25 protein-coding genes are annotated in these 25,823 nt (G+C 64.8%); 7 read left to right on the forward strand and 18 right to left on the reverse strand.

Going from position 1 to position 25,823, the window contains the following annotated elements; genetic code table 11:
• Positions 1-10 precede the first annotated feature (10 nt).
• The 8 genes from LL253_RS00285 to LL253_RS00320 form a co-directional block, all read right to left on the reverse strand.
• The gene (locus LL253_RS00285) at positions 11-1,123 is read right to left on the reverse strand and encodes a glycosyltransferase (protein WP_228225794.1); all 1,113 of its coding nucleotides are present in this window, start codon (positions 1,121-1,123) and stop codon (positions 11-13) included.
• On the reverse strand, positions 1,120-2,205 hold the full coding sequence (locus tag LL253_RS00290) for a sugar-transfer associated ATP-grasp domain-containing protein (protein WP_228225795.1): 1,086 nt from the start codon (positions 2,203-2,205) through the stop codon (positions 1,120-1,122). The genes LL253_RS00285 and LL253_RS00290 overlap by 4 nt, the downstream gene beginning before the upstream one ends.
• 3 nt (positions 2,206-2,208) lie before the next feature.
• Positions 2,209-3,024 (reverse strand): nucleotidyltransferase family protein, encoded by an 816-nt coding sequence (locus tag LL253_RS00295; protein WP_228225796.1) that lies wholly within the window; start codon positions 3,022-3,024, stop codon positions 2,209-2,211.
• The gene (locus LL253_RS00300) at positions 3,024-4,055 is read right to left on the reverse strand and encodes a D-alanine--D-alanine ligase family protein (protein ID WP_228225797.1); all 1,032 of its coding nucleotides are present in this window, start codon (positions 4,053-4,055) and stop codon (positions 3,024-3,026) included. The genes LL253_RS00295 and LL253_RS00300 overlap by 1 nt, the downstream gene beginning before the upstream one ends.
• 115 nt (positions 4,056-4,170) lie before the next feature.
• Positions 4,171-5,799 (reverse strand): NAD(P)/FAD-dependent oxidoreductase, encoded by a 1,629-nt coding sequence (locus LL253_RS00305; RefSeq protein WP_228220853.1) that lies wholly within the window; start codon positions 5,797-5,799, stop codon positions 4,171-4,173.
• 36 nt (positions 5,800-5,835) lie between these two features.
• Positions 5,836-7,122, reverse strand: coding sequence for a PepSY-associated TM helix domain-containing protein (locus LL253_RS00310; protein ID WP_228225798.1), 1,287 nt, complete (start codon positions 7,120-7,122; stop codon positions 5,836-5,838).
• Positions 7,122-9,161, reverse strand: a complete 2,040-nt coding sequence (locus tag LL253_RS00315) for a TonB-dependent receptor family protein (RefSeq protein ID WP_228226078.1) — start codon at positions 9,159-9,161, stop codon at positions 7,122-7,124. Before LL253_RS00315 ends, LL253_RS00310 begins: the two co-directional genes overlap by 1 nt.
• A 100-nt stretch (positions 9,162-9,261) precedes the next feature.
• Positions 9,262-9,672, reverse strand: coding sequence for a DUF2946 family protein (locus tag LL253_RS00320; RefSeq protein WP_009822238.1), 411 nt, complete (start codon positions 9,670-9,672; stop codon positions 9,262-9,264).
• A gap of 121 nt (positions 9,673-9,793) precedes the next feature.
• Here LL253_RS00320 and LL253_RS00325 point away from each other — a divergent pair, with 121 nt between their 5' ends.
• Together LL253_RS00325 and LL253_RS00330 are read left to right on the forward strand one after the other, a co-directional pair.
• Positions 9,794-10,204 (forward strand): MerR family transcriptional regulator, encoded by a 411-nt coding sequence (locus tag LL253_RS00325; RefSeq protein ID WP_009822239.1) that lies wholly within the window; start codon positions 9,794-9,796, stop codon positions 10,202-10,204.
• Positions 10,205-10,242: 38 nt separating this feature from the next.
• Positions 10,243-12,045, forward strand: a complete 1,803-nt coding sequence (locus LL253_RS00330; protein WP_228220851.1) for an acyl-CoA dehydrogenase C-terminal domain-containing protein — start codon at positions 10,243-10,245, stop codon at positions 12,043-12,045.
• 66 nt (positions 12,046-12,111) lie between these two features.
• Here LL253_RS00330 and LL253_RS00335 read toward each other — a convergent pair whose 3' ends face one another.
• From LL253_RS00335 to LL253_RS00345, 3 genes are all read right to left on the reverse strand, one after another.
• Positions 12,112-12,261 carry a hypothetical protein gene (locus tag LL253_RS00335; RefSeq protein ID WP_009822241.1) on the reverse strand — a complete coding sequence of 50 codons (150 nt, stop codon included), beginning with the start codon at positions 12,259-12,261 and terminating at the stop codon, positions 12,112-12,114.
• A gap of 155 nt (positions 12,262-12,416) precedes the next feature.
• The gene (locus LL253_RS00340; protein ID WP_323133386.1) at positions 12,417-12,920 is read right to left on the reverse strand and encodes a 2'-5' RNA ligase family protein; all 504 of its coding nucleotides are present in this window, start codon (positions 12,918-12,920) and stop codon (positions 12,417-12,419) included.
• Positions 12,921-12,928: 8 nt separating this feature from the next.
• Positions 12,929-13,468, reverse strand: coding sequence for a peroxiredoxin (locus LL253_RS00345; protein WP_009822243.1), 540 nt, complete (start codon positions 13,466-13,468; stop codon positions 12,929-12,931).
• A gap of 110 nt (positions 13,469-13,578) precedes the next feature.
• Between LL253_RS00345 and LL253_RS00350 the strand changes: the two genes are divergently transcribed.
• Positions 13,579-14,001 (forward strand): hypothetical protein, encoded by a 423-nt coding sequence (locus LL253_RS00350; RefSeq protein ID WP_037542924.1) that lies wholly within the window; start codon positions 13,579-13,581, stop codon positions 13,999-14,001.
• Between the two features lie 22 nt (positions 14,002-14,023).
• On the opposite strand, the gene mltG is transcribed toward LL253_RS00350, so the two are convergent.
• The 4 genes from mltG to LL253_RS00370 form a co-directional block, all read right to left on the reverse strand.
• Positions 14,024-15,022, reverse strand: a complete 999-nt coding sequence (gene mltG, locus LL253_RS00355) for an endolytic transglycosylase MltG (protein ID WP_228225800.1) — start codon at positions 15,020-15,022, stop codon at positions 14,024-14,026.
• A gap of 56 nt (positions 15,023-15,078) precedes the next feature.
• A complete protein-coding gene (gene fabF, locus LL253_RS00360; protein ID WP_228225801.1) occupies positions 15,079-16,338 on the reverse strand; it encodes a beta-ketoacyl-ACP synthase II in 1,260 nt (419 codons plus the stop codon).
• Between the two features lie 177 nt (positions 16,339-16,515).
• On the reverse strand, positions 16,516-16,749 hold the full coding sequence (locus LL253_RS00365) for an acyl carrier protein (RefSeq protein ID WP_007689016.1): 234 nt from the start codon (positions 16,747-16,749) through the stop codon (positions 16,516-16,518).
• A gap of 205 nt (positions 16,750-16,954) precedes the next feature.
• Positions 16,955-17,431, reverse strand: a complete 477-nt coding sequence (locus LL253_RS00370) for a hypothetical protein (protein WP_228225802.1) — start codon at positions 17,429-17,431, stop codon at positions 16,955-16,957.
• A gap of 119 nt (positions 17,432-17,550) precedes the next feature.
• On the opposite strand from LL253_RS00370, the gene LL253_RS00375 reads away from it, so the two are divergent.
• The 3 genes from LL253_RS00375 (at position 17,551) to ahpF (ending at position 20,646) form a co-directional block, all read left to right on the forward strand.
• Positions 17,551-18,207, forward strand: a complete 657-nt coding sequence (locus LL253_RS00375) for a TetR family transcriptional regulator C-terminal domain-containing protein (RefSeq protein ID WP_228225803.1) — start codon at positions 17,551-17,553, stop codon at positions 18,205-18,207.
• Between the two features lie 107 nt (positions 18,208-18,314).
• Positions 18,315-18,878 carry an alkyl hydroperoxide reductase subunit C gene (ahpC, locus tag LL253_RS00380; protein WP_009822250.1) on the forward strand — a complete coding sequence of 188 codons (564 nt, stop codon included), beginning with the start codon at positions 18,315-18,317 and terminating at the stop codon, positions 18,876-18,878.
• Between the two features lie 184 nt (positions 18,879-19,062).
• Entirely contained in the window at positions 19,063-20,646 is a 1,584-nt protein-coding gene (ahpF, locus tag LL253_RS00385; protein ID WP_228220846.1) for an alkyl hydroperoxide reductase subunit F, read from the forward strand.
• A 59-nt stretch (positions 20,647-20,705) separates the two neighbouring features.
• Here the strand turns inward: ahpF and LL253_RS00390 are convergent, their stop codons facing one another.
• The gene (locus LL253_RS00390) at positions 20,706-21,137 is read right to left on the reverse strand and encodes a cupin domain-containing protein (RefSeq protein WP_228225804.1); all 432 of its coding nucleotides are present in this window, start codon (positions 21,135-21,137) and stop codon (positions 20,706-20,708) included.
• Between the two features lie 107 nt (positions 21,138-21,244).
• On the opposite strand from LL253_RS00390, the gene LL253_RS00395 reads away from it, so the two are divergent.
• Positions 21,245-22,552 carry an amino acid permease gene (locus tag LL253_RS00395; RefSeq protein WP_228225805.1) on the forward strand — a complete coding sequence of 436 codons (1,308 nt, stop codon included), beginning with the start codon at positions 21,245-21,247 and terminating at the stop codon, positions 22,550-22,552.
• 106 nt (positions 22,553-22,658) lie between these two features.
• On the opposite strand, the gene dnaJ is transcribed toward LL253_RS00395, so the two are convergent.
• Complete coding sequence (gene dnaJ, locus LL253_RS00400) at positions 22,659-23,795, reverse strand: molecular chaperone DnaJ (protein ID WP_009822255.1); 1,137 nt, start codon at positions 23,793-23,795, stop codon at positions 22,659-22,661.
• 60 nt (positions 23,796-23,855) lie between these two features.
• Complete coding sequence (dnaK, locus tag LL253_RS00405) at positions 23,856-25,754, reverse strand: molecular chaperone DnaK (RefSeq protein WP_228220844.1); 1,899 nt, start codon at positions 25,752-25,754, stop codon at positions 23,856-23,858.
• Positions 25,755-25,823: the final 69 nt, after the last annotated feature.

Below are 25,823 nucleotides of genomic sequence, written 5' to 3' on the forward strand. Positions count from 1 at the left end.
GACGCCGGCTTTACGTCCCCAGCAACCGGGCCACCACATCCCGCCAGGATCGTGTGACCGCGTCCATGCCGAAGGCGTCAATGCGGTCGCCGGGATATAATCTTGTTTCCCGATCGAGTTGCTGTGCCATGGCGATCGCCATTGCCGGGGCATCCCCCGGATCGACAAGCCGACCATAGCGTCCGTCATCGAGCAAATGCGCAGCATTGCCCGCGCTGATCGATGCGACGCAGGGCGCGCCCACCGCCATCGCCTCCAGCAGCACATTCGCCGATCCTTCCCACCAGGACGGAAGCACGAATGCGTCGCAGCGCGCCAACCAGGGGAAGACGTTCGCCACCGTGCCGGGCAAGGCCAGGTCATCGGCGATACCCAGGTCCTGGCCCTGCGCCATCAATCGTGCGCGGGCGTCGTCGCGGCTTTCGCCCAGAATGATGAGCCGAGCGGGCATGTGCCCGCGCAGCAGCGCGAAGGCGCGCAGCAAGGTGTGGAAATTCTTTTGTGGCGCCAGTCTGCCTATGGCGAGAACGACGGGCCTGTCGCCGCCCAGCCAGGAATGTGGCGCGGCATCGCCGATGCGGGCCTGCGCCGACGCCCGGTCGATGCCATTGGCAATGACAGTGACCCGCCCTGAGCGGCGGGCGAGGTCGAAGGCCGGGGTATCGGACAAGGTCGGCGACACGAGAACCAGATGCGCGGCATCGGCGGCGATCAGGCGTGCCATGCCTACCCGACCGGTCCGCTTCCACCGCCCCGACGGCGCGGTCGGGATGGCGCGCATGATGTCGTTGCTGATGCGATAGAGCCGTTTGACGCCGCGGATCCCGCGGCTCGCGGCCCAGACCGTCCCATGGCCATGATTGCCCGCCGAAATCAAAAGCCGCGGTCGATGCGCGCGCAAATGCCGGTGAAGCGCGATCACCGCGTCGGCCTTTTCCCGCAGACGAGAATGGCCGACGCCTGGCAACAGGGCATGATGCGGGACTCCGGCAGCGCCCTCCCCGCCCGGCAAAGCCGTGACCAGTTGCACGTCATGACCAGCCAGCGCCAGATCGGCGGCAATCAGGCGCGCATTACGCACGACTCCCGTCGCGACCAGCGCATGCACATAGATACAGATCAACGGCCGCGCCGGTCCCATTCCACCACCTGCGCGCCCTGCCAGCGTTCGACCGGCACATGCGCCAGATGATGGCGGTACAGGTCGCCCAGCCGCGTGTCCGATAGTCCCCGCCCGCTGACGAGTTGCAGGATGTCCGTTCCGGGATTCCAATTTCCCTCAACCAGCACAGGGCCCGCGCATGTCAGGCCCACATCCCATCCGATGACGGTAAAGTCGGCAAAGGCGCGATGGGCGCGCACCGCCAGCGCAATCGCTTCTCCTAGGTCGGGGACGGCGGCCCCCATGATCTTCGCCCCCGTGGCGGGATGTCGCTCCAGGGCGTCGGGTCGACCTTCGGCGCTGCGCCATGCCACCCCGCAATAGCCTTGTTCATCAATCCCAAGAACGAGATTGCCGGCATTGAAATTGTCCACAGGGCGCGGTCCGCCAGCCGACAGGCGCAAAGCCAGGTCGCACGCTTCGGGCAAGCCGCCTTCGTCCAGGCACGTGACGACCCGCAATGTGGGAAGCGCGCCAGGCGATAGCGGGGCGAGGCTTTCATGCGTCGGCAGCCGACGCTGAATCACGCCACCCTTGCGCCACAGGTCCAGGAGACACGCGCGCAACTCTGTGTCGCCGACCGCCCCTGACGGACCGCGCCAGCCCTGGCCTTCGCGCTGATAGCGCTCCACCCCTTGTCCCTTCGACCGGAAACTGGGCTTGGCGATGATGTCGGTTTCGCTCGCCAGCCAGTCCGACAGATTGCCCGCGACAACGGGGCATGAAGGGGGGATCGGCAGCCCCGCCCCCTCTGCCTTGGCGGCGAAAAGTTGCTTGTTCTTCAAAGGATTGCCACCAAAGGGAAAGGCGGCCGGGTTCAGCAGCCGATGCAGCCCTTTACGGTCGCGCATCGACAGGCCCGACTGGCGCACCGGGGCGGGCAAGAGGAGCCGCTCGGCCGCGCTCCATCCGCCCCGCCCCATCGTCGCCAATCCTTGCGACAAAGCCCGCTCAGACCGCGCCCAATGCGCGCGCAGGCCGCCATGATAGGCCGCCAACAGACTGTTGTCGTCCCGGGGCGGGACCGCGCGTATGGTGAGCAACGGCTATTCCGCCGCTTGCGTGATGACGGCGCGTCGCTCCAGCAATTGCGTGGCGACGCCATGCGACCGCGCATTGTCAACGTCGATCGCCACCGCGCCATCCGACAGGATCACCGGCGCGATCGTCATGCGGAAGCAGCGCGAAAAGCGGGCGAACGTGTCCGCCAGCGTGCCGATGCCAAAGCGGAAGCGGATGAGATTCAGCAATCCGAAGGCGCCGATGATGCGCGCGGGATGCTTTACGAACTGACCGCCGCTGCGGAATGTTTCGGCCGCCGCCAGCGCATTGGCGTTCTTCAGCCAATAGGTGTTGCAGTTGGAATAGCTGTCGTCCGCGAAGCGGTAGAATTTGCGCTGCCCTTGCGGATGGGCCGCCAAAACAAAATCGCGGCGGGTGAAGGCGACGGCGGCATCCGCACCCTGCGCTTTGCAGCCTTCCATCATTTCCGCCACTGAATCCGGCGTCAGCAGGACATTGTCGGCCGTGGTGATGAGCAGCGGGAAAGTCGCCCCCTGCGCCCCCGCCAGCACCGAATCGACCAGATTGCGCTGCGCCGCGACGGGCATCAGCCGACGGGTCGCGATCAACCCGCGCAGCTGCGGCAAATCCTGTAGAACCGCCGGCTCCTCTATCGCGACGCGGATCTGCCCGATCCGCTCGCTCGCCGCGAGCGCATCGATCACATGCACCAGCATGGGCTGCCCCGCCACCGGGACCAGGCATTTATGCGTGACGCTCGCCGCCTGTGCCAGCGGATCGGTCGCGCCGTCGCGCTTGCCCGCGAGCACCAGCGCCGTCGCCTTGCCGTCCGTCGGCATCAGGCCGCGACCTTGAGCGGCGCTTCGGTCAGCAAACCCTGCCGTTCCAGGCTGTGGCCGATGATGGTTTCGACCAGCATCGCGTGATCGACGCCGATCGAGCGGGCCGACCGGGATATGGTCTTCTTCGACCACAGGTTGCAGGACAGATTGACTTCCATGAACTGCACCGCGCCGGTCACGGGATCATAGCGGAATTCGAACCGGCCATAGTCGAACGGCCAGAGGTCCGGGAGCATCCGGCGGGTCATATCCTCCAGCTGCGCCAGCAGCGCGCGATCCTCGACCAGCACCAGCGGGTCGTCGCCCGCGTCGATCAGGCCGCGCTTTTCTTCATGACTGCGCGCGCGATGCGGATCGGCCGGCACATACATCATCGGCGGCAATATCCAGGGCTGGCCGCCGCTGCCGCCCACGACCGGGACCGCGATGTCGAGCAGGGGCGCCCAGGCTTCGACCAGGACGTCATGGCCTTCCCCATGCAGATAGTCGATTTGCGTCCGTGCTTCGGTCCAGCTGTCGACCATGGCCAACCCCCAGGACGCCGACGACGCATTGGGCTTCACCACCAGCCGCTCCGCGTGAAAAGCGGGCTCGGCGGGCAGGCCGCCACGGCGAAATATCTGCGCCGGCATGGTCGGCACGCCATGGGCGCTGGCGATCATCTTGCTAAGATATTTGTCGTCCGACACGCCGCGCAGGATCGGGCTTGCCCCCAGATGCGGCATGTCGCGCCAACTGAGCAGCAGCGGTGCCATCATCTCGCTATTCTGGAAGCCGCCCCGGTTCAACAGGGTGACGACGAAATCCACATCCGGCCGGTCGAACAGCGATTCATAACTGTCAGCGACCCGGATATTGAGGCCGATCTCCTCCAGCGTCGTGCGCATTTCATGATGATAGACGGCATGGTTGCCATCCACCGCATCGGGCGTGCCGGACGCGCGTGCATGCTTGGCAAGGAAGAGGATGCGCAGTCGCGCCTTGTCGGCAGGCGAAATACGCACGCAGCGATCGATATGCGTTACCATGGCCGATCCCTAGCCTGTCCGCATGACGTCGGCTTGACGCGCCCATGACAACCACGCGTCGATGGCACGACACCGGCATGAACAATTTATGCCAGGGATATGTCAGGCTGTTGGTTCACTGCGCTGCGCGCACCATTGCCAGCGCCGCTGCTTCGGCGACCTTGATGCCGTCGATGGCGGCGGACAGGATGCCGCCGGCATAGCCCGCACCTTCGCCTGCCGGATAGAGGCCCGCGACGTTGAGGCTCTGAAAATCCTTGCCGCGCGTGATGCGCACGGGCGACGATGTGCGGGTTTCCACCCCCGTCATGACCGCATCGCCATGGTCATAGCCCGCCAGTTGCCGGCCAAAGACCGGCAGAGCCTCGCGGAAGGCGTCGATGACGAAGGGCGGCAGGCAGGATGCGAGATCCGTTGGCGTCACGCCAGGCTTGTAGGATGGCTCCACCGAACCCAGCGACGTGGATGGCCGCCCGGCCAGGAAATCGCCGACCGTCTGCCCCGGCGCCCAATAGCTCGACCCGCCCGCAAGAAAGGCCTGGCTTTCCCAATGACGCTGAAAATCAATGCCGGCCAGCGGCCCACCGGGATAATCGCGTTGCGGGTCGATGCCGACGACCAGGCCCGAATTGGCGTTGAATTCGGCGCGGCTATATTGGCTCATGCCGTTGGTGACGACGCGCCCTTCCTCCGACGTCGCGGCGACGACCCGGCCGCCCGGGCACATGCAGAAGCTGTAGACCGTGCGGCCATTGCCGCAATGATGCGCCAGGCTGTATGCCGCCGCGCCCAGGTCAGGGTGGCCCGCGCATTGGCCGTAGCGGGCGCGGTCGATCCAGCTTTGCGGATGTTCGATGCGCACGCCGATGGAAAAGGGCTTGGCCTCCATATGGACGCGCTGCCGATGCAGCATTTCGAATGTCGGGCGCGCGCTGTGGCCCACCGCCAGGACGACATGATCGGTTTCGATCGCGCTGCCGTCATGCAGCACCAGTCCGCGCAGCTTCTGCGCACCGTCGCCGTCCGGTTCCAGCAGCAGGTCATCGACCCGCGTCTGCCAGCGATATTCGCCGCCCAGTCCTTCGATTTGGCGGCGCATGGATTCGACCATCGAGACGAGCCGGAATGTGCCGATATGGGGATGCGCTTCCCATAATATGTCGTCGGGCGCACCGGCGGCGACAAATTCCTCCAGCACCTTGCGGCCCAGAAAACGCGGGTCCTTGACCCGGCAATAGAGTTTGCCGTCAGAAAAAGTGCCGGCCCCGCCTTCCCCGAACTGGACGTTGGAATCCGGGTCGAGTTCGCCGCGACGCCACAGGCCCCACGTATCCTTCGTGCGCTCGCGCACCACCTTGCCGCGATCCAGGATGATCGGCCGGAAGCCCATCTGCGCAAGGATAAGGCCGGCAAACAGCCCGCACGGCCCCGCGCCGATCACTACAGGCCGTTTGCCACTCCAGCCATCGGGGCGATGCGCGACGAAATGATAGCGCGTGTCGGGCGTCGGCCGCACATCATGATCGTTGGCGAAACGCGCCAGCACGGCGGCTTCGTTCTCCACATCGATGTCGAGCGTATAGACCAGCTGGATCGCATTGCGACGGCGCGCGTCATTGCCGCGCCGGACCAGATTATGACCGCGCAACTCCTGCGGCTGAATGTTCAGGCGCGCACAGATGGCGGCGGGCATCGCCTCGGCCGGATGGTCGAGGGGCAGTTTCAGGCCGGACAGTCGGATCATGGGGCAGCCCTTAATCGCTCCCGGCCTGAAAGAAAACTAGGCGCGGGAAAGCCGCCCCGCCAGCCATTCCACGGCGAGCGCGGCCAGCATCGACAGGCCGGTCAGGGGAAAGAGCGCGCCCAGTGCGATCATCACGCCTGCGACCGTCCGGCGCGCGACCGGGCTTGCCGGCGGCGGCGCGGCAAGCCGCCCGTCTTGCCGCCGCTTCCACCACAGCGCCGGCGCGGTCAGACACAGCAGCAGCAGGCACAGGCATCCCGCCAGCATCAGCAGCCGGTTGCCCTCCCCATATTGCTGGCCCTGATGGGTGGCGATGCCCCATTCGACCGCCTTTGCGCCCTTGCCGAACTGCCGCCATTCCATGTCCTGCACCACCGCGCCGGTCGCCGCGTCGATGGCGATGGCGCGCGCATCGTCGGCGCGCACCGTGATCGCCGACACCAGATAGGGCGCGCCCGGAGTGGCCGGCAGGAAGAGGTGATAGCCCTGCGCAAGCCCCCGCCGGGCAGCGATCTGTGTCACGGCGTCGACGCCGACATCGCGATTCCCCTGCCCCATCGGCGCGTCCTGCTCCCGCAGCGTCCAGGGCAGCGCATGCTTGGCGGCGTGGGACCAGGGATTGACCTTCATTGGCGGCCGCCCCGCCTTGTTGGCGGCGATCACGGCTCGCAACCCTCCGCCCCAGATATCGGTCCACGGCATGCCGGTGATGGCGAGAAACAGGATGACGAGCGCCGACGCAAAGCCCAGCGTCCCATGCAGGTCGCGCCAGAACAGCCGCCCCTTTACGGTCCCGCGGAGCGCCAGAGCGGGTTGGCCGCGCCGGGGCCAGCGCAGGTACAGCCCCGTGACGCACAGGATGATCGCCCAGCCGGCGACGATTTCGACCAGCCGGTTGCCGACCGGTCCGGTGATGGTCAGGCTGTGCAGCGACTTGACCGTCTCCATCACGCCGCCATCGCGCATCTGCCCCAGGATACGCCCGTCACGGGGATCGACGAAGTAGGTCATCGTGCCGCCCCCGTCCCTCGGCGTCACTACTCGCCAGCTTTCCTCGTCGCTGGCCGGGCGCACCACCTGGGTAGCGGCGCCACCAGCGCGCGCCTCCGCCGCCGCGACGATGCGCGACGCCGGCAAAGATGCGCCCCCGCCTGGCTGCGTCAGCCGCACCGGATAGACCAGCGCCTCCACTTCCGCCTTGTAGAGATAGAGCGCGCCCGTAGCCGCCATCAGCGCCAGCACCGGCAGCACGATGAGGCCGGCATAGAAATGCCAGCGCCACATGGCGCGGTAAAATCCGCCGCCGCGCACGTCCTCACCCATCAGAAGCGCGCCCGCACGCCGGCGTAGAAAGCGCGGCGCTCGATGGGATAGAAGGCGGCGCTGCCTTCGTTGGCGGGGGTCGCGGGGTCATCCGCGACATAGCGCACCAGCGCGCTGATATCGCCGATCGCCCGCTCCTTTGTCAGGTTGCGCGCATCGACGAACAGGGTGACGCCGTCCTGCACTTGCGCCTGCGCGGTGAGGTTCAGCATCGCATAGCTCTCCACCCGCTTGCTGTTGGCATAATCCACCCATGCCCCCTGCGGCAGCCATTCGACCGCCGGGCTGACCGACAGCCGGTCCGTCCCCAATGTCAGCTCCGCGCGGTAGAAATGGCGCGGGATGACCGGCAGGCGATTGTCGCCGAACTGGATGTCGTCGCGGAACCGGAAGTCGCTATACTGATAGACCTGCCGCAGCCGCAGCCAGGGGCTGAGCGTCAGGTCCAGCCCCGCCTCGATCCCCTGATGCCGCGTGCGGTCCGCATTGAAGGTCGCGGCCGGAATAAGGCCGGGAACGACGCTATATTGCAGCATCTCACCCCTTATGTCCGCGCGATAGACGCTGACGTCCCACGTCGCGATGCCCACCCGGCCGCGCGTGCCGATTTCGGCGGTCCATGCCTTTTGCAGCCCGACCGGCGTGAAGCCGGGCGCGCCGCCCGCGGGCGCCTGGCTCAATTCGCCAAAGCCGGGCATTTCCACCGATCGGCTGTAATTTGCGTAGACCTGCATCCTATCCGATGGTTCGTAGAGCAGGCCGATCTTGGGCGCGAAACTGTCGAAATCGGCCTGACCGCTGCGTGCGGGGGCCATCCGGTTGTCGATCTTGCGCTCACCATGGCTGTAGATGCCCCCGGCCACCAGCCACAGGGAGGGCAGCGGGGCTATGCGCGCTTCGGCATAGCTGTTGATCGTCTGCGCCTTCTGCACCGCATCGGCGGTCGGGGCGCCCGACTTTCCATTCAGATTAACGAATTGCCGCGCGACGGTGCGGCCAAACCGCGCCTGGCTTCCCAGCGTCAACGCGACGGGCATGCCGCCAATGTCCCCGGTCAAGTCCACGCTAACAAAGACTCCGCGATCCTCCGATTTCTGGTCGATCACCTGATAGATCGGATGAAACAGCTGTTTGGCATTGAAATAGACGCCAAAGGCGACGGTAGCATCGTCCAGTGCGATGGTCGTGCGGTTCTGCAACCGGATCGAATCGATGTCCCGCGCCTGATCGCCAAAGACATTGCCCTTGGACGGATTGGCGATGGCGTCGGTCTCATTGAGCGCGCCCGCCAGTTTCTGCCGGATCGTCTGCGCGCTTGCGTAAAAACGGGTCTCCACCCGCTCGCTGAGTTTTAGGCCGACATTGCCGTTGAAGCGCAATGCCTTGCGGTCGCCATGGATGCGGTCGCTGTCGGACCGGTCGGCGGTGATCGCCATAAATGCATCGCCATGATCATCGGCATAACCAAAGGCCATCTTGCCGCGCAGCGTGTCGAAACTGCCGCCATCTATGCGCAGTTCGACGCCCGGCGCACTGCGGCCGGTCGGCGTCACGGCATTGATCGCACCACCCAGCGTCGATCCACCCAGCCGCAGCGCATTGCCGCCCCGATACACCTCCAGATGCTGGAAGACCTGCGGGTCCAGTTCCTGGAAATCGCCATTGTCGTCGGCGGCGTTGATGGGAATGCCATCCTGCAACAGGGTCAGGCCGCGCATGTGATAGCCGCGCGACAGGCCTGATCCGCGAATGGAGATGCGCACTTCCTGCCCGAAGCGGGGCTGGGTGTAGACGCCGGGCGAGAAGCTGAGCGCGTCGCGCAGCGACACGGCGAGCTTGTCGTCAAACTCTTGCGCCGACACGACATCGACGCCGCCGGGGGTCCGCTGCACGCGGGCGGCGGCTTCCTCGACAATCGGGCTGGCGGTGACGATGATCGCGCTTTGGTCGGCGCTGTCCTCGGCAAGAACCGGATGGGAGGACAGCATAAGGACGAGGGCGCACAGCGGCAGGCCGCGCGCGACACTATGAGAAAACATGGATGGATCTTTCTGAAACAGGCCGACGTCTTCGTCACCACGCGGCGCCGAATCGGTCATTCATCCCGACGCGCGGGGCGTGCGGGCATTGCAGTCTTTTTCAGAAAGCGGCGGGTGGCCCCAATGAGGGCGGCGGTGGCGCGGCCAGCCGGGCGATGAGGCCGGTCTTGAGCGCAAAGGCGATCGGGCCGAAGGCGAGTTTCCACGCCGGCAAGGGCAGATCGGCCAGCGCCAGCGGCGGAACGACCGGCTGGACCGACGCGGCGAAGGGGCAATGCTGTTGGCCGCCCATGCCATCATCCGGGCGATGATCGCCATCCATGGGTGAGCCGCCGCGATCGACCACGACATTGACGGCCCCCTGACCGGTGCAAAGCGTCACCACTACGCCATGGGCGGTGCGTACCGGCATGAAACCGGTCGGCGCGATCAGGTGAATTGCCAGGACGAGCAGCGCCAGCGCGGCCAGCACACCGCGCGCACCTCTGCTCTGTCTGATCGCCCCCGTCATGACGCTGGCCCTAGCGGCTTGGCCGTGGCGTGTCACTGGGGCAAAAGGCCCATGCGGAGATATGCAGGACAGGCATAGCACTCACCTTGACGTAAACGTAAAGCGGGATTACATCATCGCCATGGATAATCGCAGCAGCATCGCCGGGATCGAACTGCCCGATCATAGCGAACGGGAACGCTACAGCATCACCGACCTGTCGGAAGAATTTGGCGTCACCGCGCGCGCTCTGCGCTTTTACGAAGACGAAGGGCTGATTTCGCCTGAACGCCAGGGCCTGACCCGCATCTATTCACGGCGCGACCGGGCGCGACTGGCGTGGATCCTGCGCGGCAAGCGCGTGGGTTTCAGCCTGACCGAAATCCGCGAGATGATCGACCTCTACGACGCTGATGAGGAACATGAGGCGCAGCGGCGCGTCACTGTGGACAAATGCCGCGCGCGCATCGACCTGCTGACCCGGCAGAAGGACGATATCGATGCGGCCATTGCCGAACTGGCGGCCTTCGTCGCCACTATCGAACAGAAATAGACCCCCTACCCCGCATAAGAGAATTTCAGGAGACGATCATGCCAAGCTACGCCGCCCCCATTCGCGACACCCGCTTCGTACTGGATCATGTCGTGGGGCTTGACCGCTACGCCAATCTGCCCAGCTTTGCCGCCGCTTCGCCCGATCTGGTGGAAGCGATCCTGACCGAAGGCGGCAAGGTCGCGGCCGAAATCCTGTTCCCGTTGAACGCTTCGGGCGACAAGGAAGGCTGCACGCGCAATAGCGACGGCAGCGTCACGACGCCCGCCGGCTTCAAGGACGCCTATGACCAATATGTCGCAGGCGGCTGGACGACGTTGCACGCGCCGGAGGAATTTGGCGGACAGGGCCTGCCCATGGTCGTGGCGACTGCGCTCGGCGAATATATGACGTCGGCCAACCAGGCGTTCGAAATGTATTTCGGCCTCACCACCGGGGCGATTTCCGCGCTGCTCGCCAAGGGCAGCAGCGAACAGCAGCACCGCTATATCCCCAAAATGGTGTCGGGCGAATGGACCGGCACGATGAACCTGACGGAACCGCATTGCGGCACTGACCTTGGCCTCATCAAGACCAAGGCCGTGCCGCAGGGCGATGGCAGCTACGCCATCACCGGCACCAAGATCTTCATTTCGGCGGGCGAGCATGACCTGGCCGACAACATCATCCACCTCGTCCTCGCCAAGACGCCCGACGCGCCCGAAGGCAGCAAGGGCATTTCGCTCTTCGTCGTGCCAAAGATCATGGTGGGTGACGACGGCGCGCTGGGTGATCGCAACGCCGTTTCCTGCGGGTCGATCGAGCACAAGATGGGCATTCACGGCAATGCGACCTGCGTCATGAACTATGACGGCGCGACCGGATGGATGGTCGGCGAGGAGAATAAGGGCCTGGCCGCCATGTTCATCATGATGAACGCCGCGCGCCTGGGCGTCGGCCTCCAGGGCTTGGGCCAGGCGGAAGTCGCGTTTCAGAACGCCGTTCATTATGCGCAGGACCGTCGGCAGGGTCGCGCGCTCACCGGCCCCAAGGAGCCGGAGGAAAAGGCCGACACGCTGTTCGTCCATCCCGACGTGCGCCGCATGTTGATGGAGGCCAAGGCGCTGACCGAAGGGTTGCGCGCGCTGACCCTGTGGACCGCCGTGCAGGTGGACCTGTCGCACTACGCCGAAACCGAGGAAGAGCGGCAGGCGGCCGATGACCTGCTCCAGCTGCTCACCCCGGTGGTCAAGGGCTATGGCACCGACAAGGGTTTTGACGTCGCGGTGTCGGCGCAGCAGGTGTTCGGCGGCCATGGCTACATCTGGGAAAATGGCGTAGAGCAATATGTGCGCGACGCCCGCATCGCCCAGATTTACGAAGGTACCAACGGCATTCAGGCGATGGACCTAGTGGGCCGCAAGCTACCCATGCATGGCGGGCGCGCATTGCAGGCGTTCCTGAAGCTGGTGAACGAGGAGGTCGCCGCCGCCAAGTCCGACGAATCGATCGCCCCGATCGCGGAGGCGCTCGAAAAGGCGAGCGGCCAGCTGGGCGCGGCGACCATGTGGCTGATGCAGAACGCCATGAAGAACCCGGATAATGCGGGCGCAGGCGCGCATCATTATATGCACATATTGGGCATCGTCGCGACGGGCCTGATGTGGCTGCGCATGGCTAAGGCGGCCAGCGCGCAGATCGCGGCAAGCGAAGGCGATGCGGGCTTCCTGGAGGCCAAGCTGGTAACGGCCCGCTTCTTTGCCGAACGGATCATGCCCGACGCAGGCGCACTGCGGCGCAAGATCGAGGGCGGCGCGGATACGCTGATGGCGCTCGACCCGGCGCAATTCCTGGCCGCCTGACCCTAGGCGACCGGACAGTCATTCAAGCGAAGGGCGGCCCATTTGGCCGCCCTTTTGCTTATCGGGTCAGGCCGCGAGCGGCAGCGGCGTGTCCAGCACGACCGGGCTGGCTTCCTGCTCGACCGGCGCTGCGGCGGGGGTCAGGCCAGCAATATAGCGTTCGGCGGTGACGACGTCGCGGCGATAGGCGAAATAGAGTGCGATAAGCGAAAACATGGCAGACCCTCTGAATGGTTTTGCTGCGTTGCAGCATCCCAGCCTATGTGGGCGAACAGCCCTTTCTTCGCAAATGCAAGGATTTCGAACGCGATTGCAGGAAAGTCACCTGCCGCCCTTCGCCGGCGCAATCGGCCGGTCGACGCCCCTTGCCCCTACCCCCGGAACATCGCCTTCATCGCCAGTTCCCACGGCCCGCCGCGATAGTGCCAGGCGGCCAGCCCGGCGATGGCCAGCGGGCGCGGATGAAAGTCAGCGCGCAGCTGATCTGCCAGCGCCTTCGCCGCGTCCGGCGTCACCTTGTTCTGGATCGTGATATGCAGCCGCGGCTTCGCCTGATCCTGCGGCGTCAGCATCCCGGCAAAGGCGTCGGCCAGTTCCGCGCGCATCTCTAGCAAATCGGGGCTTTCGACACGATAGGCAACCCCGCGCCCCAACAGCATGACGTCGGTCAGGCGCGCGGCGGGCCGCGGTCCGGCGCCCAGGCGTTTCAATCGCCCCGCAACCTCCTCCAGGGCAGAGGGCGGCAGATGATGAAACAAGTTGATATGCGCGCCAAGCCAATTGCGCTCCGGCGGGAAATGCGCGCGGCGCAGACCATCAGCCCAGGCGAAGTCCGCCGCCCCCATCAACGCCGTGACGATAATGGGGGCCGGCACGCCATCCGTCATGCGCGCGGATTGTCCGCCAGCCAAGCCAGCACCGGCTCCGGGCTGGTCTCGCCATAGGGATCGTCATCCTCGCCCGCATCGTTGATGCCCGGCTCCTCGAACCAGGCGACGATCCTGCCGTCATCGACGACCATCGCGTAGCGCCAGCTGCGCTCGCCAAAGCCCAGATGATCCTTCTTCACCAGCATCCCCATGCGGCGCGTGAAATCGCCCGATCCGTCGGGCAACAGCTTGACCGACTTGATGCCCAGCTGCTTACCCCACTGGTACATGACGAAGGCGTCGTTGACCGACACGCAATAGACATCGTCCGCGCCCGCCGCCCTCAGCGCCGCGCTCGATTGTTCGAAGGCCGGGCATTGTTCCGTCGAGCAGGTCGGCGTGAACGCTCCGGGCAGCGAAAAGACGACGGACCGCTTTCCCGCGAACAGATCGCCCGTGCTGACCTCCTGCCAGCGAAAGGGATTTGGCCCTTCGACGCTGTCATCGCGGACCCGGGTCTTGAGTGTGACGTCAGGGATGGATCGACCCAGCATAAGAGCATTCTCCTTTAAGGCCGGACTGCTATCGCCACGGCTGTTTTCGGTATATATTCGGGCGCGAACCGGCCGCAAGCGATGCCGGTCAAGTGGGGGTAACACGCATCATGTCCACATCCCGTTCCCTGACAATCGTCGGCATCATCCTCTTGCTCTGGAACCTGATGGGGGTGATGGCCTTCGTCATGCAATATGGCATGGACCTGACCGACCTCGCCCGGACCGATCCCGTCACCGCCCGCGCCTTCGCCGCCATGCCCGCATGGTTGTGGATCGTCTATGGCGTGGCGGTCGCGGCCGGCACGGCGGGCGCGGTGGCGCTGCTGATGCGCCGGGCCATCGCGGTGCCGCTGTTCCTCGTCTCGCTGATCGCGGTCCTGGTGCAGTTCGGCCATACGCTCGGCATGACCGACCTGATCGCGCAAAAGGGCCTGATGGTCGCGGCCGGCTTTCCCGCGGTCATCATCCTGATTGCGATCGTGCAACTTGCCTATGCGCGCTCCATGGCGACGAAGGGCGCGCTGCGCTGACCCGTCGGCATGCGCCAATGGCCTAGAGTTCGCCGCGCGCGCGGCGAATTTCGAACCATTTGCGGACATTCTCATTATGCTGCTGCAAGCTGTCGGCAAAGATATGCCCGCCCTTCCCGTCCGCCACGAAATACAGCGCCTTGGTCTGCGCCGGGTGCAGCACCGCCACGATCGACAGGCGACCGGGATTGGCGATCGGACCCTTGGGCAGGCCGGTCATCGCATAGGTATTATAGTCGTTCACCGCCGCGATTTCCGACTTGCGGATGCGCCGCCCCAGCGGCTTGCCGCGCGTGATCGGATAGATGATCGTCGGATCGGCCTGGAGCATCATGCCCGCGCGCAGGCGGTTGGCATAGACGCCCGCGACCATCGGCCGTTCCCTGGCGACGGCGGTTTCCTTCTCGACGATGCTGGCAAGGATGATCGCCTCGCGCGGGGTCTTCACCACCAGATCGGGCGCGCGCTCTGCCCATAGCTTGGCGAGCAGCTTCGTCATCGCGTCCTGCATGCGTTTGAGCACAGCGGCACGCGGCTCGCCCTTGTCGAAGGCATAGCTGTCGGGCAGCACGCTGCCTTCCTCGGGCACCTGGATGTCCCCGGTCAGCTGGTCGTTCGCCATCAGCCGCTCATATACCAGGATCGAGGGCATGCCTTCGGGAATGGTGACAAGCCGGGTCAGCGTCTTCCCGCCCTGCAGGATCGCCAATATGTCCTTGTTGCTGGCCTGTGCCGGGATGACGAACTCGCCCGCCTTGATCGGCGTCGATCCGCCAAAGAACTTGGCGCGGGTCAGGAAGGCATCGGCCGATCGCACCGCGCCCGCCTGCTTCAACAGCACGGCCGCATCGGACAGGGTCGCGCCTTCGGGCACGGTGATGCTGACTTCCCTGGCCGCCGGCCCGTCCTCGCTCCAACCGGCGACGAAGCGGAACGCGATGAACGCCGCCACCGCAAGGCCAATTAGCAGGATGCCGCAGCCGATGCGGCGGGTGGGGCTCGGGCGGGATCGTCTTGCCATGGGTTTCAGTCCGTCCCGCACTTAAAGCATCCTCCCCCTGCCGGGGAGGATAAGCCTTAGACCGCCTTCATGATCAGCGACGCATTGGTGCCGCCAAAGCCGAAGCTGTTGTTCAGCACCGCGCGCACCTTGCGCTCCTTGGCGACGTGCGGGACCAGGTCGACACCCTTGCAGCTTTCGCTGGGCTCATCGAGGTTCAGCGTCGGCGGCACGATCTGGTCGCGCATGGCGAGGATGCAGAAAATGCTCTCCACCGCGCCCGCGCCGCCCAGCAGGTGGCCGATCGCCGACTTGGTCGACGACATCGACATGGACGACAGATGGTCGCCGAACAACCGCTTGACCGCGCCCAGCTCCAGCTCGTCGCCCAGCGGCGTCGATGTGCCATGCGCGTTCACATAGTCGATATCTTCCAGCGACAGGCCCGATTTCTTGAGCGCCATTTCCATCGAGCGATAGCCGCCGCTGCCTTCGGGATGCGGGGCGGTGACATGATAGGCGTCGCCCGACAGGCCATAGCCGATCACTTCGGCGTAGATATGCGCGCCGCGTGCCTTGGCCCGCTCATATTCCTCCAGCACGACGACGCCCGCGCCCTCGCCCATGACGAAGCCGTCGCGGTTGACGTCATAGGGGCGGCTGGCCTTTTCGGGCGTGTCGTTAAAGTTGGTCGACAGCGCCCGCGCCTGGGCGAAGCCAGCAATGCCGATCGGACAGATCGCGCTTTCCGCGCCGCCCGCCAGCATCACGTCGGCGTCGTCCATCGCGATCATACGCGCGGCGTCGCCGATCGAGTGGGCGCCGGTCGAACAGGCGGTGACGACCGCGTGGTTCGGCCCCATCAGGCCATATTTGATCGAAACTTGGCCGGAGATGAGGTTGATGAGGCGACCGTGAACGAAATGCGGCGATACACGGCTTGGCCCCTTGTTGGCCAGCACCAGCGATTCGCTTTCGATGCCCGGCAGCCCGCCGATGCCCGACCCGATCGAGCAGCCAGCGCGCAGCCGCTCTTCTTCGGTCATATTGTCCAGGCCCGCGTCGCGCAGCGCTTCGCTGGCCGCCGAAATGCCAAAGACGATGAAGGGATCGACCTGGCGCTGGATCTTGTGATCGACGTCCAGCGACGCGTCATAGCCATATTCGTGATCGGCCGGCTTCACTTCGCAGGCGATGCGGCACTTGTAATCGGTCGCGTCGAAGCGCGTGATCGTGGCCGCGCCCGATTTCGACGCGATGATGTTTTTCCAGCTGGTTTCGACATTCCCGCCCAGCGGGCTCACCATGCCAAGGCCGGTTACGACGACACGACGCATATCCTAGCTCCGAAAATTCATGGACCTTATGCCGCCCATGTAGCTACTGAAAGCGCGCTTGTGAACGGCGCGCCAGATATGAAAAGGCTCCCCACGCCTCGGAAATCCGGACAGGAGGAGCCGTTTCTCGTTCGTCAGCGCGGCCCTTCCCTCTCAGGATCGGGCCGGGCGGACAAATTACTGCTTGCTGTCGATATAATCGATCGCATCCTTGACGGTGGCGATCTTCTCGGCAGCGTCGTCGGGGATTTCGACGCCGAATTCTTCTTCGAACGCCATCACCAGCTCGACGATGTCAAGGCTGTCTGCGCCCAGATCGTCGATGAAGCTGGCATCCTCGGTCACCTTTTCGGCTTCTACGCCCAGATGCTCGACGACGATTTTCTTTACGCGATCCGCGGTCTCACTCATGAGAGGTCCTTCTTGACAAATATCGTTGGTGGTCTGTGAACAACCGTTAAGGCAATGCCCTAGAGCCAAGCCCCGATAGAGGCAAGAGGCAAGGCCGCCAAGCCCCTTCGTTGCGATGCGATGGCAGTCGGGCACGGCCAGACGTGAATATGGCCTGACGCAGCATGGCTTCGGCCTTTCTCCCTCACCTGCATGCCGACCCGCATCAGCGGCAATAGCCTTCCTGCCCAGCGACGACGATCAGGCAATTTTCCTTCTCCGCCAGCCATTTAAAACCCGTTTCCGCGCCCGTTCCCGGCCGGATCGTCAAATCCTTGCCGTCGCGCTCGAAGCGGATCATGGCCCCGTCCGCAACGCCGTCATAGTTACCCTGCCGATCAAGCGTATCCTTGTTGGCGATGGCATAATGGCCCGGCTTGCCGTCGGGCGATGGCTGAATGTCGAGGAACAGTCCCTCCGGCCCGGTCCAGCGCCCCACCCAATCGTCCGTCGCCATCCGATCCGTCGGCGCAGGCGCGGCGCCCACCGCGTCCGGTTCGGCCACATTCTCAATAGTCGAGACCGGCGCAGCGGCCTGGTTGCTGCCGTTCGCGCTGTCCGGATCAGCCCCGCCGGAACATCCGCTCGCCAGCAACATCAGCGCCGCGCCGGCAAGGCCTTGCGGCATGGAGGAAAAGCGCATGATCATCTCCTTGTCTTGACCCGCCTTGTCGAACCCGTGGCCCGGCCGGGCGATCCTCCGTCCACCGCTTGCCAGGGGGCGTCGGGCGTGTCCAAAGGGGAATATGGGAAGGAGACGGCATGGCGCAACCGGTAGGACCAAGAGCAAGAGCGCGCTTCGTGCGCGAAACGCCCGACGTGCGGCGGCAGGCGTTGATCGACGCGACCGCCCGTTGCCTCGCGGAAAAGGGCATTGGCGGCACGTCGGTCCGTGCGATCTGCGCCAGGGCCGGCGTGTCGTCCGGCCTGCTCACCCATTATTTTCCGGGCGTCGATGCACTGATTCTTGCCACCTATGTCGATGTGGGTGCCCGTGTTTCGGCAGCGCTCGATGCCGCGATCGCGTCGGCGGGCACTGATCCGCGCGATCGGCTCCGCGCCTGCCTGCTGGCCAATCTGCGCCCGCCGGTATTGGACCCGGACCTGCTCGCCACATGGATCGCCTTTTGGAGCCTGGTCACGTCTGATCCCGCCATCGCCGCTGTTCATGCCGACGTCTATCGCGGGACGCGCCATCAGTTGGAGACACTATTGGGCGAAGCCGCGCCCCAACTTTCGCAGGCGCAAAAGCGGATCGCCGCCATCAGCCTCACCGCACTGGTGGACGGCCTATGGTTGGAATTGTGCCTCGACCGGTCCAGCTTTACAGCGGAAGAGGCGCAGGCGATGGCAGAATCCGCGATGATGCAATGGCTTGGCGCAAATGACGAACAAGTCGATAAGTCAGGCGCGCTCTGATCGCTTTTCTCACTCAAGCCGTTCAAGAAAACCAATTTCCCTTATGGGCACCCCATCCCTACATGGAGTTCGCAACTGCAACACATTTTGCGAGGTAATCAGCGCCCATGGCTCTCATCAACACCCCCCTGCAGCCCTTCCAGGCCACCGCGTATAAGGACGGCAAGTTCGTCGATGTGACCGACGCCGATGTGAAGGGCAAGTGGGCCGTATTCTTCTTCTATCCCGCCGATTTCACCTTCGTCTGCCCCACCGAGCTGGAAGATCTGGCTGACATCTACCCGACGCTCCAGGGCATGGACGTTGAGGTCTATTCGGTTTCGACCGACACGCATTTCTGCCATAAGGCCTGGCACGACACGTCGCCGGCGATCGGCAAGATCAACTATTACATGCTCGGCGACCAGAACCACCAGCTGTCGAATCAGTTCGGCGTGCTGCGCGAAGGCGTTGGCCTGGCGGATCGCGGCACCTTCGTGCTTGATCCCGAGGGTGTGATCCAGCTCGTAGAAATCACGCCCGAAGGCGTGGGCCGCAATGCCGCGGAACTGCTGCGCAAGGTCAAGGCGCTCCAATATTGGGCCGCGCATCCGGGCGAAGTCTGCCCCGCCAAGTGGGAAGAGGGCGCCGAAACGCTCGCTCCGTCGCTTGACCTCGTCGGCAAGATCTAAGGCGCGCCAGGCGTCTGCGTAAACACCGCCGGCTTCCCGTTCGCGGGAACCCGGCGGGGCCTTCGCACGATATTCCACAAGATGTTTTTGCCGGGGTCTTTGGGTCGCACCATCCCCGCAACGGGCCGCCGCGTTCCCTCTCCCCAAGCGGCGGCCCGCCTTCTTTCAACGGAGCCAGACAGATATGTTGGACGCAAATCTCAAGGGACAGCTGAAAAGCTATCTGGCGAACATCACCCAGCCGATCGAGCTGGTGGCGTCGCTGGATGAAGGCGCGAAGTCCCGTGAACTCAAGGAATTGCTGGACGAAATTGCCGAGCTGTCGGAAAATGTTTCCGTTGCTACCGGCAATGCCCAGCGCAAGCCCAGCTTCATGATCCGCCGTGTCGGCACGGACATTGGCGTGACCTTTGCGGGCATCCCGATGGGGCATGAATTCACCTCTCTGGTGCTCGCCCTGCTCCAGGTCGGCGGCCATCCGTCAAAGGCGGCGCAGGACTTAATCGAGCAGGTGAAAGGCCTTGACGGCGACTATGCCTTTGAAACCTATTTCTCGCTCTCCTGCCAGAATTGCCCCGACGTGGTGCAGGCGCTCAACCTGATGAGCGTGCTCAACCCCCGGATCAGCCACGTCGCGATCGACGGCGGCCTGTTCAAGGAAGAGGTCGACGCGCGCAAGATCATGGCCGTGCCCACCATCTTCCTCAACGGCGAACCCTTCGGTCAGGGCCGCATGGAGCTGGAGCAGATCGTCGCCAAGATCGACAGCGGCGCAGAAGCGCGCGCAGCCGAAAAGATCAAGCGCCAGGACCCCTTCGAGGTGCTGGTGGTCGGCGGCGGCCCCGCCGGCGCTGCGGCCGCCATCTACGCGGCGCGCAAGGGCATCCGCACCGGCGTCGCGGCCGAACGCTTTGGCGGCCAGGTGCTCGACACCATGGATATCGAGAATTTCATCTCGGTCAGCCGCACCGAAGGCCCCAAGCTCGCTTCCGCGCTGGAAGCCCATGTGAAGGATTATGACGTCGAGGTCATGAACCTGCAAAAGGCCGCGAAGCTGATCCCGGCCAGGACCGAAGGCGGCTATCATGAGGTCGTGCTGGAAAATGGTGCGTCGCTCAAAGGCCGCACCGTCATCCTGTCGACCGGCGCGCGCTGGCGCCAGATGGGCGTGCCCGGCGAGGACGAGTATCGCAACAAGGGCGTCGCCTATTGCCCGCACTGCGACGGGCCGCTCTTCAAGGGCAAGCGCGTGGCGGTGATCGGCGGCGGAAACAGCGGCGTCGAGGCGGCGATCGACCTCGCCGGAATCGTCGCCCATGTGACGCTGATCGAATATGACAGCCAGCTACGCGCCGACGCCGTGCTCCAGCGCAAGCTCGCCAGCCTGCCCAATGTGAAGATCATCACATCGGCCATGACCACGCAGGTCATCGGCAATGGCGAAAAGGTGACGGGCCTGTCCTACAAGGATCGCAACCATGGCACTGAACATGATGTCGAACTGGAGGGCATTTTCGTCCAGATCGGCCTTGTCCCCAACACCGAATGGCTGAAGGACGCGATCGCTTTGTCCCCGCGCGGCGAAATCGAGATCGACGTGCGCGGTGAAACCAGCCAGCCCGGCATCTTCGCGGCCGGCGACTGCACGACCGTGCCCTACAAGCAGATCGTCATCGCGATGGGTGCGGGGTCGACCGCAGGCCTGTCCGCCTTCGATTATCTCATTCGCCTGCCGGCGACCGAAGAGGTCGAGGCGCAAGCGGCGTAACGGCACAACCCGAGCGGGGTTGCACGGCGGCCGGTCCAGCGATGGGCCGGCCGTTTTTGCTAGTCCGGCACCGCGTCGGAGGACGCCGCGAGCGGCGCATCCACTCGGTCGCCATGGCTTTTGGGAGCGGAAACGACCAATATCGCGACCGGCGCGTCCTCTTCATTGCGCGCCTGATGGGGCACGCCGGGCGCGATCTCCACGCCCTGGCCCTTGGTCAGCCGATACACCCGTCCATCCATCTCCATCGTCAGCGCGCCATCCAGAACATAGAAAAACTGACGCGCGGCACGATGATAATGGCGCACCTCAGCCGCGCCGGGCGCCAACCGTTCCTCGATGATCGACAGGTCCGGCCGTTGCACCAGATGCCATCCATCATTGATGCCGCCCCAGATATAATGGTCGGCCTCCGCTTTGGAGATCGGGCCGGAGATGGGCGAAACGGCGGCGGCCCCGGCGAGGCCGAGCAGAACAAGAGCGAACGTCATGCCGGGGAAAACGGATTGATGCAGCCCGTCCTCCATGTCCGCGATCAGGCGCCGGGATGGCGCACCTGTCTGGCATTCCTCGAGCCGCCGCACTAAAGGCGAGCGCCATGCAGCCCGCCCCCCTTTCCTCGCCCGACGCCGCATCGCCATCGCGCGCCTCCTCCCGCACGCTTGGCCTTGCCGCCTGCATCGCGCTGGTGATGGGCAATATGATCGGGTCGGGCGTGTTCCTGCTGCCGGCCAGCCTTGCCCCTTTCGGCTGGGACGCGGTGGCGGGGTGGATATTCACCATCGCCGGGTCGCTGGTGCTGGCCTTCGTCATCGCGCGGCTGACCGTCGCCATGCCCGACGCCAGCCCGTCGCAGATGATCGCCCGCGCGTTCGGCCCGCTGGCCGGTTTCGCGATCGGGTGGACCTACTGGATTTCCCTCATCATCACCAATGTCACCATCGCGGTCGCCGCCACCGCGAATGTGAGCAGCCTGCTGCCGGTGCTGGCGCGGCCGGGCCTTGGCGCGCTCTGTTCGATCGGATTTCTGTGGCTGATGACCGGCATCAATCTGGCCGGCGCACGGGCGGCCGGCGTGGCGCAGATCTGGACCACGGCGATCAAGCTCATCCCGATCATCGTCGTCCTGATCCTGTTGCTGCTGATAGTGGGCAGCGGCCGGGCAGAGGTTGCGCCCTTCCCGCCTCAGGGCCTGACCGGCGCGGGCATCACCGCTTCGGCCGCGCTGACGCTCTGGGCGCTGCTCGGCTTTGAATCGGCCAGCGTCGCGGCCGACAAGGTGCGCGACCCCGCGCGCACCATCCCGCGCGCGACGTTGATCGGCACGGCGGCGACCGGGCTGATCTACCTGATCGTCTGTTCCGGCATCGCGCTGACACTGCCGGCGGCGCAGACGCAGACCGGCTCCCCCTTCGGCGCGTTCGTCAGCCATTATTGGTCGCCGGGTCCGGCCAGCCTTGTGGCGATGTTCGTTGTGGTCAGCTGCCTGGGCGCGCTCAACGGCTGGACGCTGCTGCAAGGCGAAGTGCCGCTGGCGATGGCGCGCGGTGGCGAATTGCCCCGCTGGCTTGCCGTCACCGACGCGCGCGGCACGCCGCGCCGCGCCCTCATCCTGTCCACCATCCTCGCCAGCCTGATGCTGGTCGCCAACAGCCTGCAAGGGCTGGTCGCGCTGTTCACCATGATGGCGCTGCTCGCGACATCGGCGACGCTGTGGCTCTATGTCGGCTTCGCGCTCGCCAGCCTGCGGTTCCGGCTCGTGATGCCGGCTGCGATCATCGGCCTGGGCTATGCGCTCTGGACCTTATGGGGTGCAGGCGTCGTCGCCAGCGGATCGAGCATCCTGCTGATGCTCGCGGGCCTGCCCTTCTACGCCCGGGCGCGGCGGGAACGGAAGGCTTTGTAAATCCCCCGTTCGGTTGGAGCAGCCATCGAGCGCAGCCGAGACGGCGTATCGAGAACAATTTCTCGACACGCTCAAACCGAACGGGGTGGCGAACTGGGGCGGGGAATCAATCCCCCCACATTTCCTTGAGCTTGGAGAAAAATCCCGTCGATTGCGGGCATTCCTCGCCCGTTTCCGTTTCGCGGAAGGCTTCGAGCAATTCGCGCTGCTTGGCGGTCAGCTTCGTCGGCGTCTCGACGTCCACCTGGATGACCAGATCGCCAAGGCCGCGACCATTGAGCACCGGCATGCCCGCGCCGCGCTGGCGGATCTGTTTGCCCGACTGGATGCCGACCGGGATCTTGATCTCGTGCCGACTGCCGTCCAGCCCCGGCACTTCGATTGTCCCGCCCAAGGCAGCGGTCGTGAAGCTGACCGGCGCGCGGCAGAACAAAGTCGTGCCGTCGCGTTCGAAGATCGCATGGCGCTTCACATGCAGGAAAATATAGAGGTCGCCAGCCGGTGCGCCCCGCGCGCCCGCTTCGCCCTCGCCCGACAGGCGGATACGCGTGCCTTCATCCACGCCGGCAGGGATGGAAACCGACAGCGACTTGGGTTTGTCGACACGGCCCTCACCCCGGCATGACCGGCACGGGCTTTCGATCACCTGCCCTGCGCCATGGCAGGACGGACAGGTACGCTCGACCACGAAAAAGCCCTGCTGCGCGCGCACCTGGCCATGACCATGGCAGGTCGCGCAGGTCTTGACCCCGGTGCCCGGCTGCGCGCCCGACCCGTCGCAGGTTTCGCAAGCGGCCGACACTTCGATCTGAATGTCGGTCTGCTTGCCATGATAGGCTTCGTCGAGGCTGATCTCCATGTCGTAGCGCAGGTCCGCGCCGCGCCGCTGCTGCTGGCGTCCGCCACCCGCGCCGCCAAAGCCGGCCTGGCCGAAGATCGTCTCGAAAATATCGCCAAGGTCGGAAAAACCGCCCGCCTGCCCACGGAACCCGCCGCCGCCTCCGCCGTTCTGAGCATTGGTATAGGCGGCATGGCCATAGCGGTCATAGGCCGCCCGCTTCTGGGGGTCTTTCAGGCACTCATAGGCTTCCGACACGGCCTTGAACTTGGCTTCGCTGTCGGTGCATCCCCCGGTACGATCCGGGTGATATTTCATCGCGAGCTTGCGATACGCGCTCTTGATGGTCGCGCCGTCTGCGGTGCGCTCGACCTCGAGCAGCGAATAATAGTCCGTTTCAGTCATATCATTCCCGGCTGCACCCGCCGCCGCGTGTCACGCGCGCGGCGGGTGCAGTCTAACGGCTTACGCCTTGTTGTCGTCCACTTCGGAGAATTCGGCGTCGACGACATCATCGTCTGCCTTGGGCGCGTCGGCCTCCGGCGAAGCAGCCGCAGCCTGTTCCTTCTCGTAAATGGCCTGGCCCAGCTTCATGGCAACCGTGGCGAGTTCCTGCGCCTTGGTCTTCATCGCTTCCGCGTCGCCGCTCTCGATCGCGGACTTGGTCGCGGCGATGGCGGTCTCGATCTCGCCCTTCAGGCTTGCATCGACCTTGTCGCCATGCTCGGCCAGCTGCGCCTCGGTCGTGTGAACCAGGCTCTCGGCGTTGTTCTTGGCTTCCGCTGCTTCACGACGCTTCTTGTCCTCTTCAGCGAAGCGCTCGGCATCCTTGACCATCTGGTCGATGTCGGAGTCCGAAAGACCACCCGAGGCCTGAATGCGGATCTGCTGTTCCTTGCCGGTGCCCTTGTCCTTGGCGGACACGTTGACCAGGCCGTTGGCGTCAATGTCGAAAGTGACTTCGATCTGCGGCACACCACGCGGCGCGGGCGGAATGCCGACCAGGTCGAACTGGCCCAGCAGCTTATTGTCCGCCGCCATTTCACGCTCGCCCTGGAACACGCGGATCGTCACGGCCTGCTGATTGTCATCAGCGGTCGAATAGGTCTGCGACTTCTTGGCGGGGATCGTGGTGTTGCGGTCGATCATGCGGGTGAACACGCCACCCAGCGTCTCGATGCCAAGGCTGAGCGGCGTCACGTCGAGCAGCAGCACGTCCTTGACGTCGCCCTGCAACACGCCTGCCTGAATGGCCGCGCCCATGGCGACGACTTCGTCCGGGTTGACGCCGGTGTGCGGCTCCTTGCCGAAGAAGTCCTTCACCGCCTCGCGCACCTTGGGCATGCGGGTCATGCCGCCGACAAGGACGACTTCGCTGATCTCGCTCGCCGACACGCCCGCGTCCGCCAGTGCCTTCTTGCACGGCTCCATCGTCCGCTTGATGAGGTCCGCGACGAGGCGTTCCAGATCAGCGCGCGTCACGGTCTTGACGAGATGCTTCGGCCCATTCTGGTCAGCGGTGATGAAGGGCAGGTTGACTTCGGTCGTCTGCGCCGAAGACAGCTCGATCTTCGCCTTCTCGGCGGCTTCCTTCAAACGCTGGAGCGCCAGCTTGTCCTTGGTGAGGTCAATGCCCTCGGCCTTCTGGAAGTCGGCAGCCAGATATTCGACGACCTTCGCGTCGAAATCTTCGCCGCCCAGGAAGGTGTCGCCATTGGTCGACTTCACTTCGAACACGCCGTCGCCAATCTCCAGGATGGAGATGTCGAACGTGCCGCCGCCAAGGTCATAGACCGCGATCGTCTTGCCGTCCTGCTTGTCCAGGCCATAAGCAAGCGCCGCCGCAGTCGGCTCGTTGATGATGCGCAGCACCTCAAGACCGGCGATCTGGCCCGCGTCCTTGGTGGCCTGACGCTGGGCGTCGTTGAAGTAAGCAGGAACGGTGATGACCGCCTGCGTGACGGTTTCGCCCAGATAGCTTTCGGCGGTTTCCTTCATCTTTTGCAGGGTGAAGGCGCTGATCTGCGACGGGCTGTAATCCTGGCCGCCGGCCTTGACCCAGGCATCGCCGTTCGGGCCTTTGGCGATCGAATAGGGGACGAGTTCCATGTCCTTCTTGGTCATGGGATCGTCGAAGCGGCGGCCGATGAGGCGCTTCACCGCGAAAATCGTGTTGTCCGGGTTGGTGACCGCCTGGCGCTTGGCCGGCTGACCGATCAGACGCTCGCCATCCTTGGCGAAGGCGACGATCGAGGGCGTGGTCCGCGCCCCTTCCGCATTTTCGATAACCTTGGGCTTGCCGCCATCCATCACAGCCACGCAGCTGTTGGTCGTGCCAAGGTCGATCCCGATAACTTTTGCCATTTTTTCCTCTTTTAACCCCAAATCATGCGTTCAGCGGTTGAAGGCCAAATACCTCACGAAAGCGCCAAG

Source organism: Sphingobium soli, from assembly GCF_020782245.1.
Lineage (GTDB): Bacteria > Pseudomonadota > Alphaproteobacteria > Sphingomonadales > Sphingomonadaceae > Sphingobium > Sphingobium soli.

Excerpts from the sequence above, each read along its gene's own strand:
- LL253_RS00330 (WP_228220851.1), top strand. The coding sequence starts at position 10,243 with ATGCCAAGCTACGCCGCCCCCATTCGCGACACCCGCTTCGTACTGGAT.
- LL253_RS00370 (WP_228225802.1), bottom strand. The coding sequence starts at position 17,431 with ATGCGCTTTTCCTCCATGCCGCAAGGCCTTGCCGGCGCGGCGCTGATG.
- mltG (WP_228225800.1), bottom strand. The coding sequence starts at position 15,022 with ATGGCAAGACGATCCCGCCCGAGCCCCACCCGCCGCATCGGCTGCGGC.
- LL253_RS00390 (WP_228225804.1), bottom strand. The coding sequence starts at position 21,137 with ATGACGTTCGCTCTTGTTCTGCTCGGCCTCGCCGGGGCCGCCGCCGTT.
- ahpF (WP_228220846.1), top strand. The coding sequence starts at position 19,063 with ATGTTGGACGCAAATCTCAAGGGACAGCTGAAAAGCTATCTGGCGAAC.
- dnaJ (WP_009822255.1), bottom strand. The coding sequence starts at position 23,795 with ATGACTGAAACGGACTATTATTCGCTGCTCGAGGTCGAGCGCACCGCA.
- LL253_RS00375 (WP_228225803.1), top strand. The coding sequence starts at position 17,551 with ATGGCGCAACCGGTAGGACCAAGAGCAAGAGCGCGCTTCGTGCGCGAA.
- LL253_RS00305 (WP_228220853.1), bottom strand. The coding sequence starts at position 5,799 with ATGATCCGACTGTCCGGCCTGAAACTGCCCCTCGACCATCCGGCCGAG.
- LL253_RS00295 (WP_228225796.1), bottom strand. The coding sequence starts at position 3,024 with ATGCCGACGGACGGCAAGGCGACGGCGCTGGTGCTCGCGGGCAAGCGC.
- LL253_RS00325 (WP_009822239.1), top strand. The coding sequence starts at position 9,794 with ATGGATAATCGCAGCAGCATCGCCGGGATCGAACTGCCCGATCATAGC.
- LL253_RS00345 (WP_009822243.1), bottom strand. The coding sequence starts at position 13,468 with ATGCTGGGTCGATCCATCCCTGACGTCACACTCAAGACCCGGGTCCGC.
- LL253_RS00395 (WP_228225805.1), top strand. The coding sequence starts at position 21,245 with ATGCAGCCCGCCCCCCTTTCCTCGCCCGACGCCGCATCGCCATCGCGC.
- fabF (WP_228225801.1), bottom strand. The coding sequence starts at position 16,338 with ATGCGTCGTGTCGTCGTAACCGGCCTTGGCATGGTGAGCCCGCTGGGC.
- LL253_RS00320 (WP_009822238.1), bottom strand. The coding sequence starts at position 9,672 with ATGACGGGGGCGATCAGACAGAGCAGAGGTGCGCGCGGTGTGCTGGCC.
- ahpC (WP_009822250.1), top strand. The coding sequence starts at position 18,315 with ATGGCTCTCATCAACACCCCCCTGCAGCCCTTCCAGGCCACCGCGTAT.
- LL253_RS00335 (WP_009822241.1), bottom strand. The coding sequence starts at position 12,261 with ATGTTTTCGCTTATCGCACTCTATTTCGCCTATCGCCGCGACGTCGTC.
- LL253_RS00350 (WP_037542924.1), top strand. The coding sequence starts at position 13,579 with ATGTCCACATCCCGTTCCCTGACAATCGTCGGCATCATCCTCTTGCTC.
- LL253_RS00300 (WP_228225797.1), bottom strand. The coding sequence starts at position 4,055 with ATGGTAACGCATATCGATCGCTGCGTGCGTATTTCGCCTGCCGACAAG.
- dnaK (WP_228220844.1), bottom strand. The coding sequence starts at position 25,754 with ATGGCAAAAGTTATCGGGATCGACCTTGGCACGACCAACAGCTGCGTG.
- LL253_RS00315 (WP_228226078.1), bottom strand. The coding sequence starts at position 9,161 with ATGTTTTCTCATAGTGTCGCGCGCGGCCTGCCGCTGTGCGCCCTCGTC.
- LL253_RS00310 (WP_228225798.1), bottom strand. The coding sequence starts at position 7,122 with ATGGGTGAGGACGTGCGCGGCGGCGGATTTTACCGCGCCATGTGGCGC.
- LL253_RS00365 (WP_007689016.1), bottom strand. The coding sequence starts at position 16,749 with ATGAGTGAGACCGCGGATCGCGTAAAGAAAATCGTCGTCGAGCATCTG.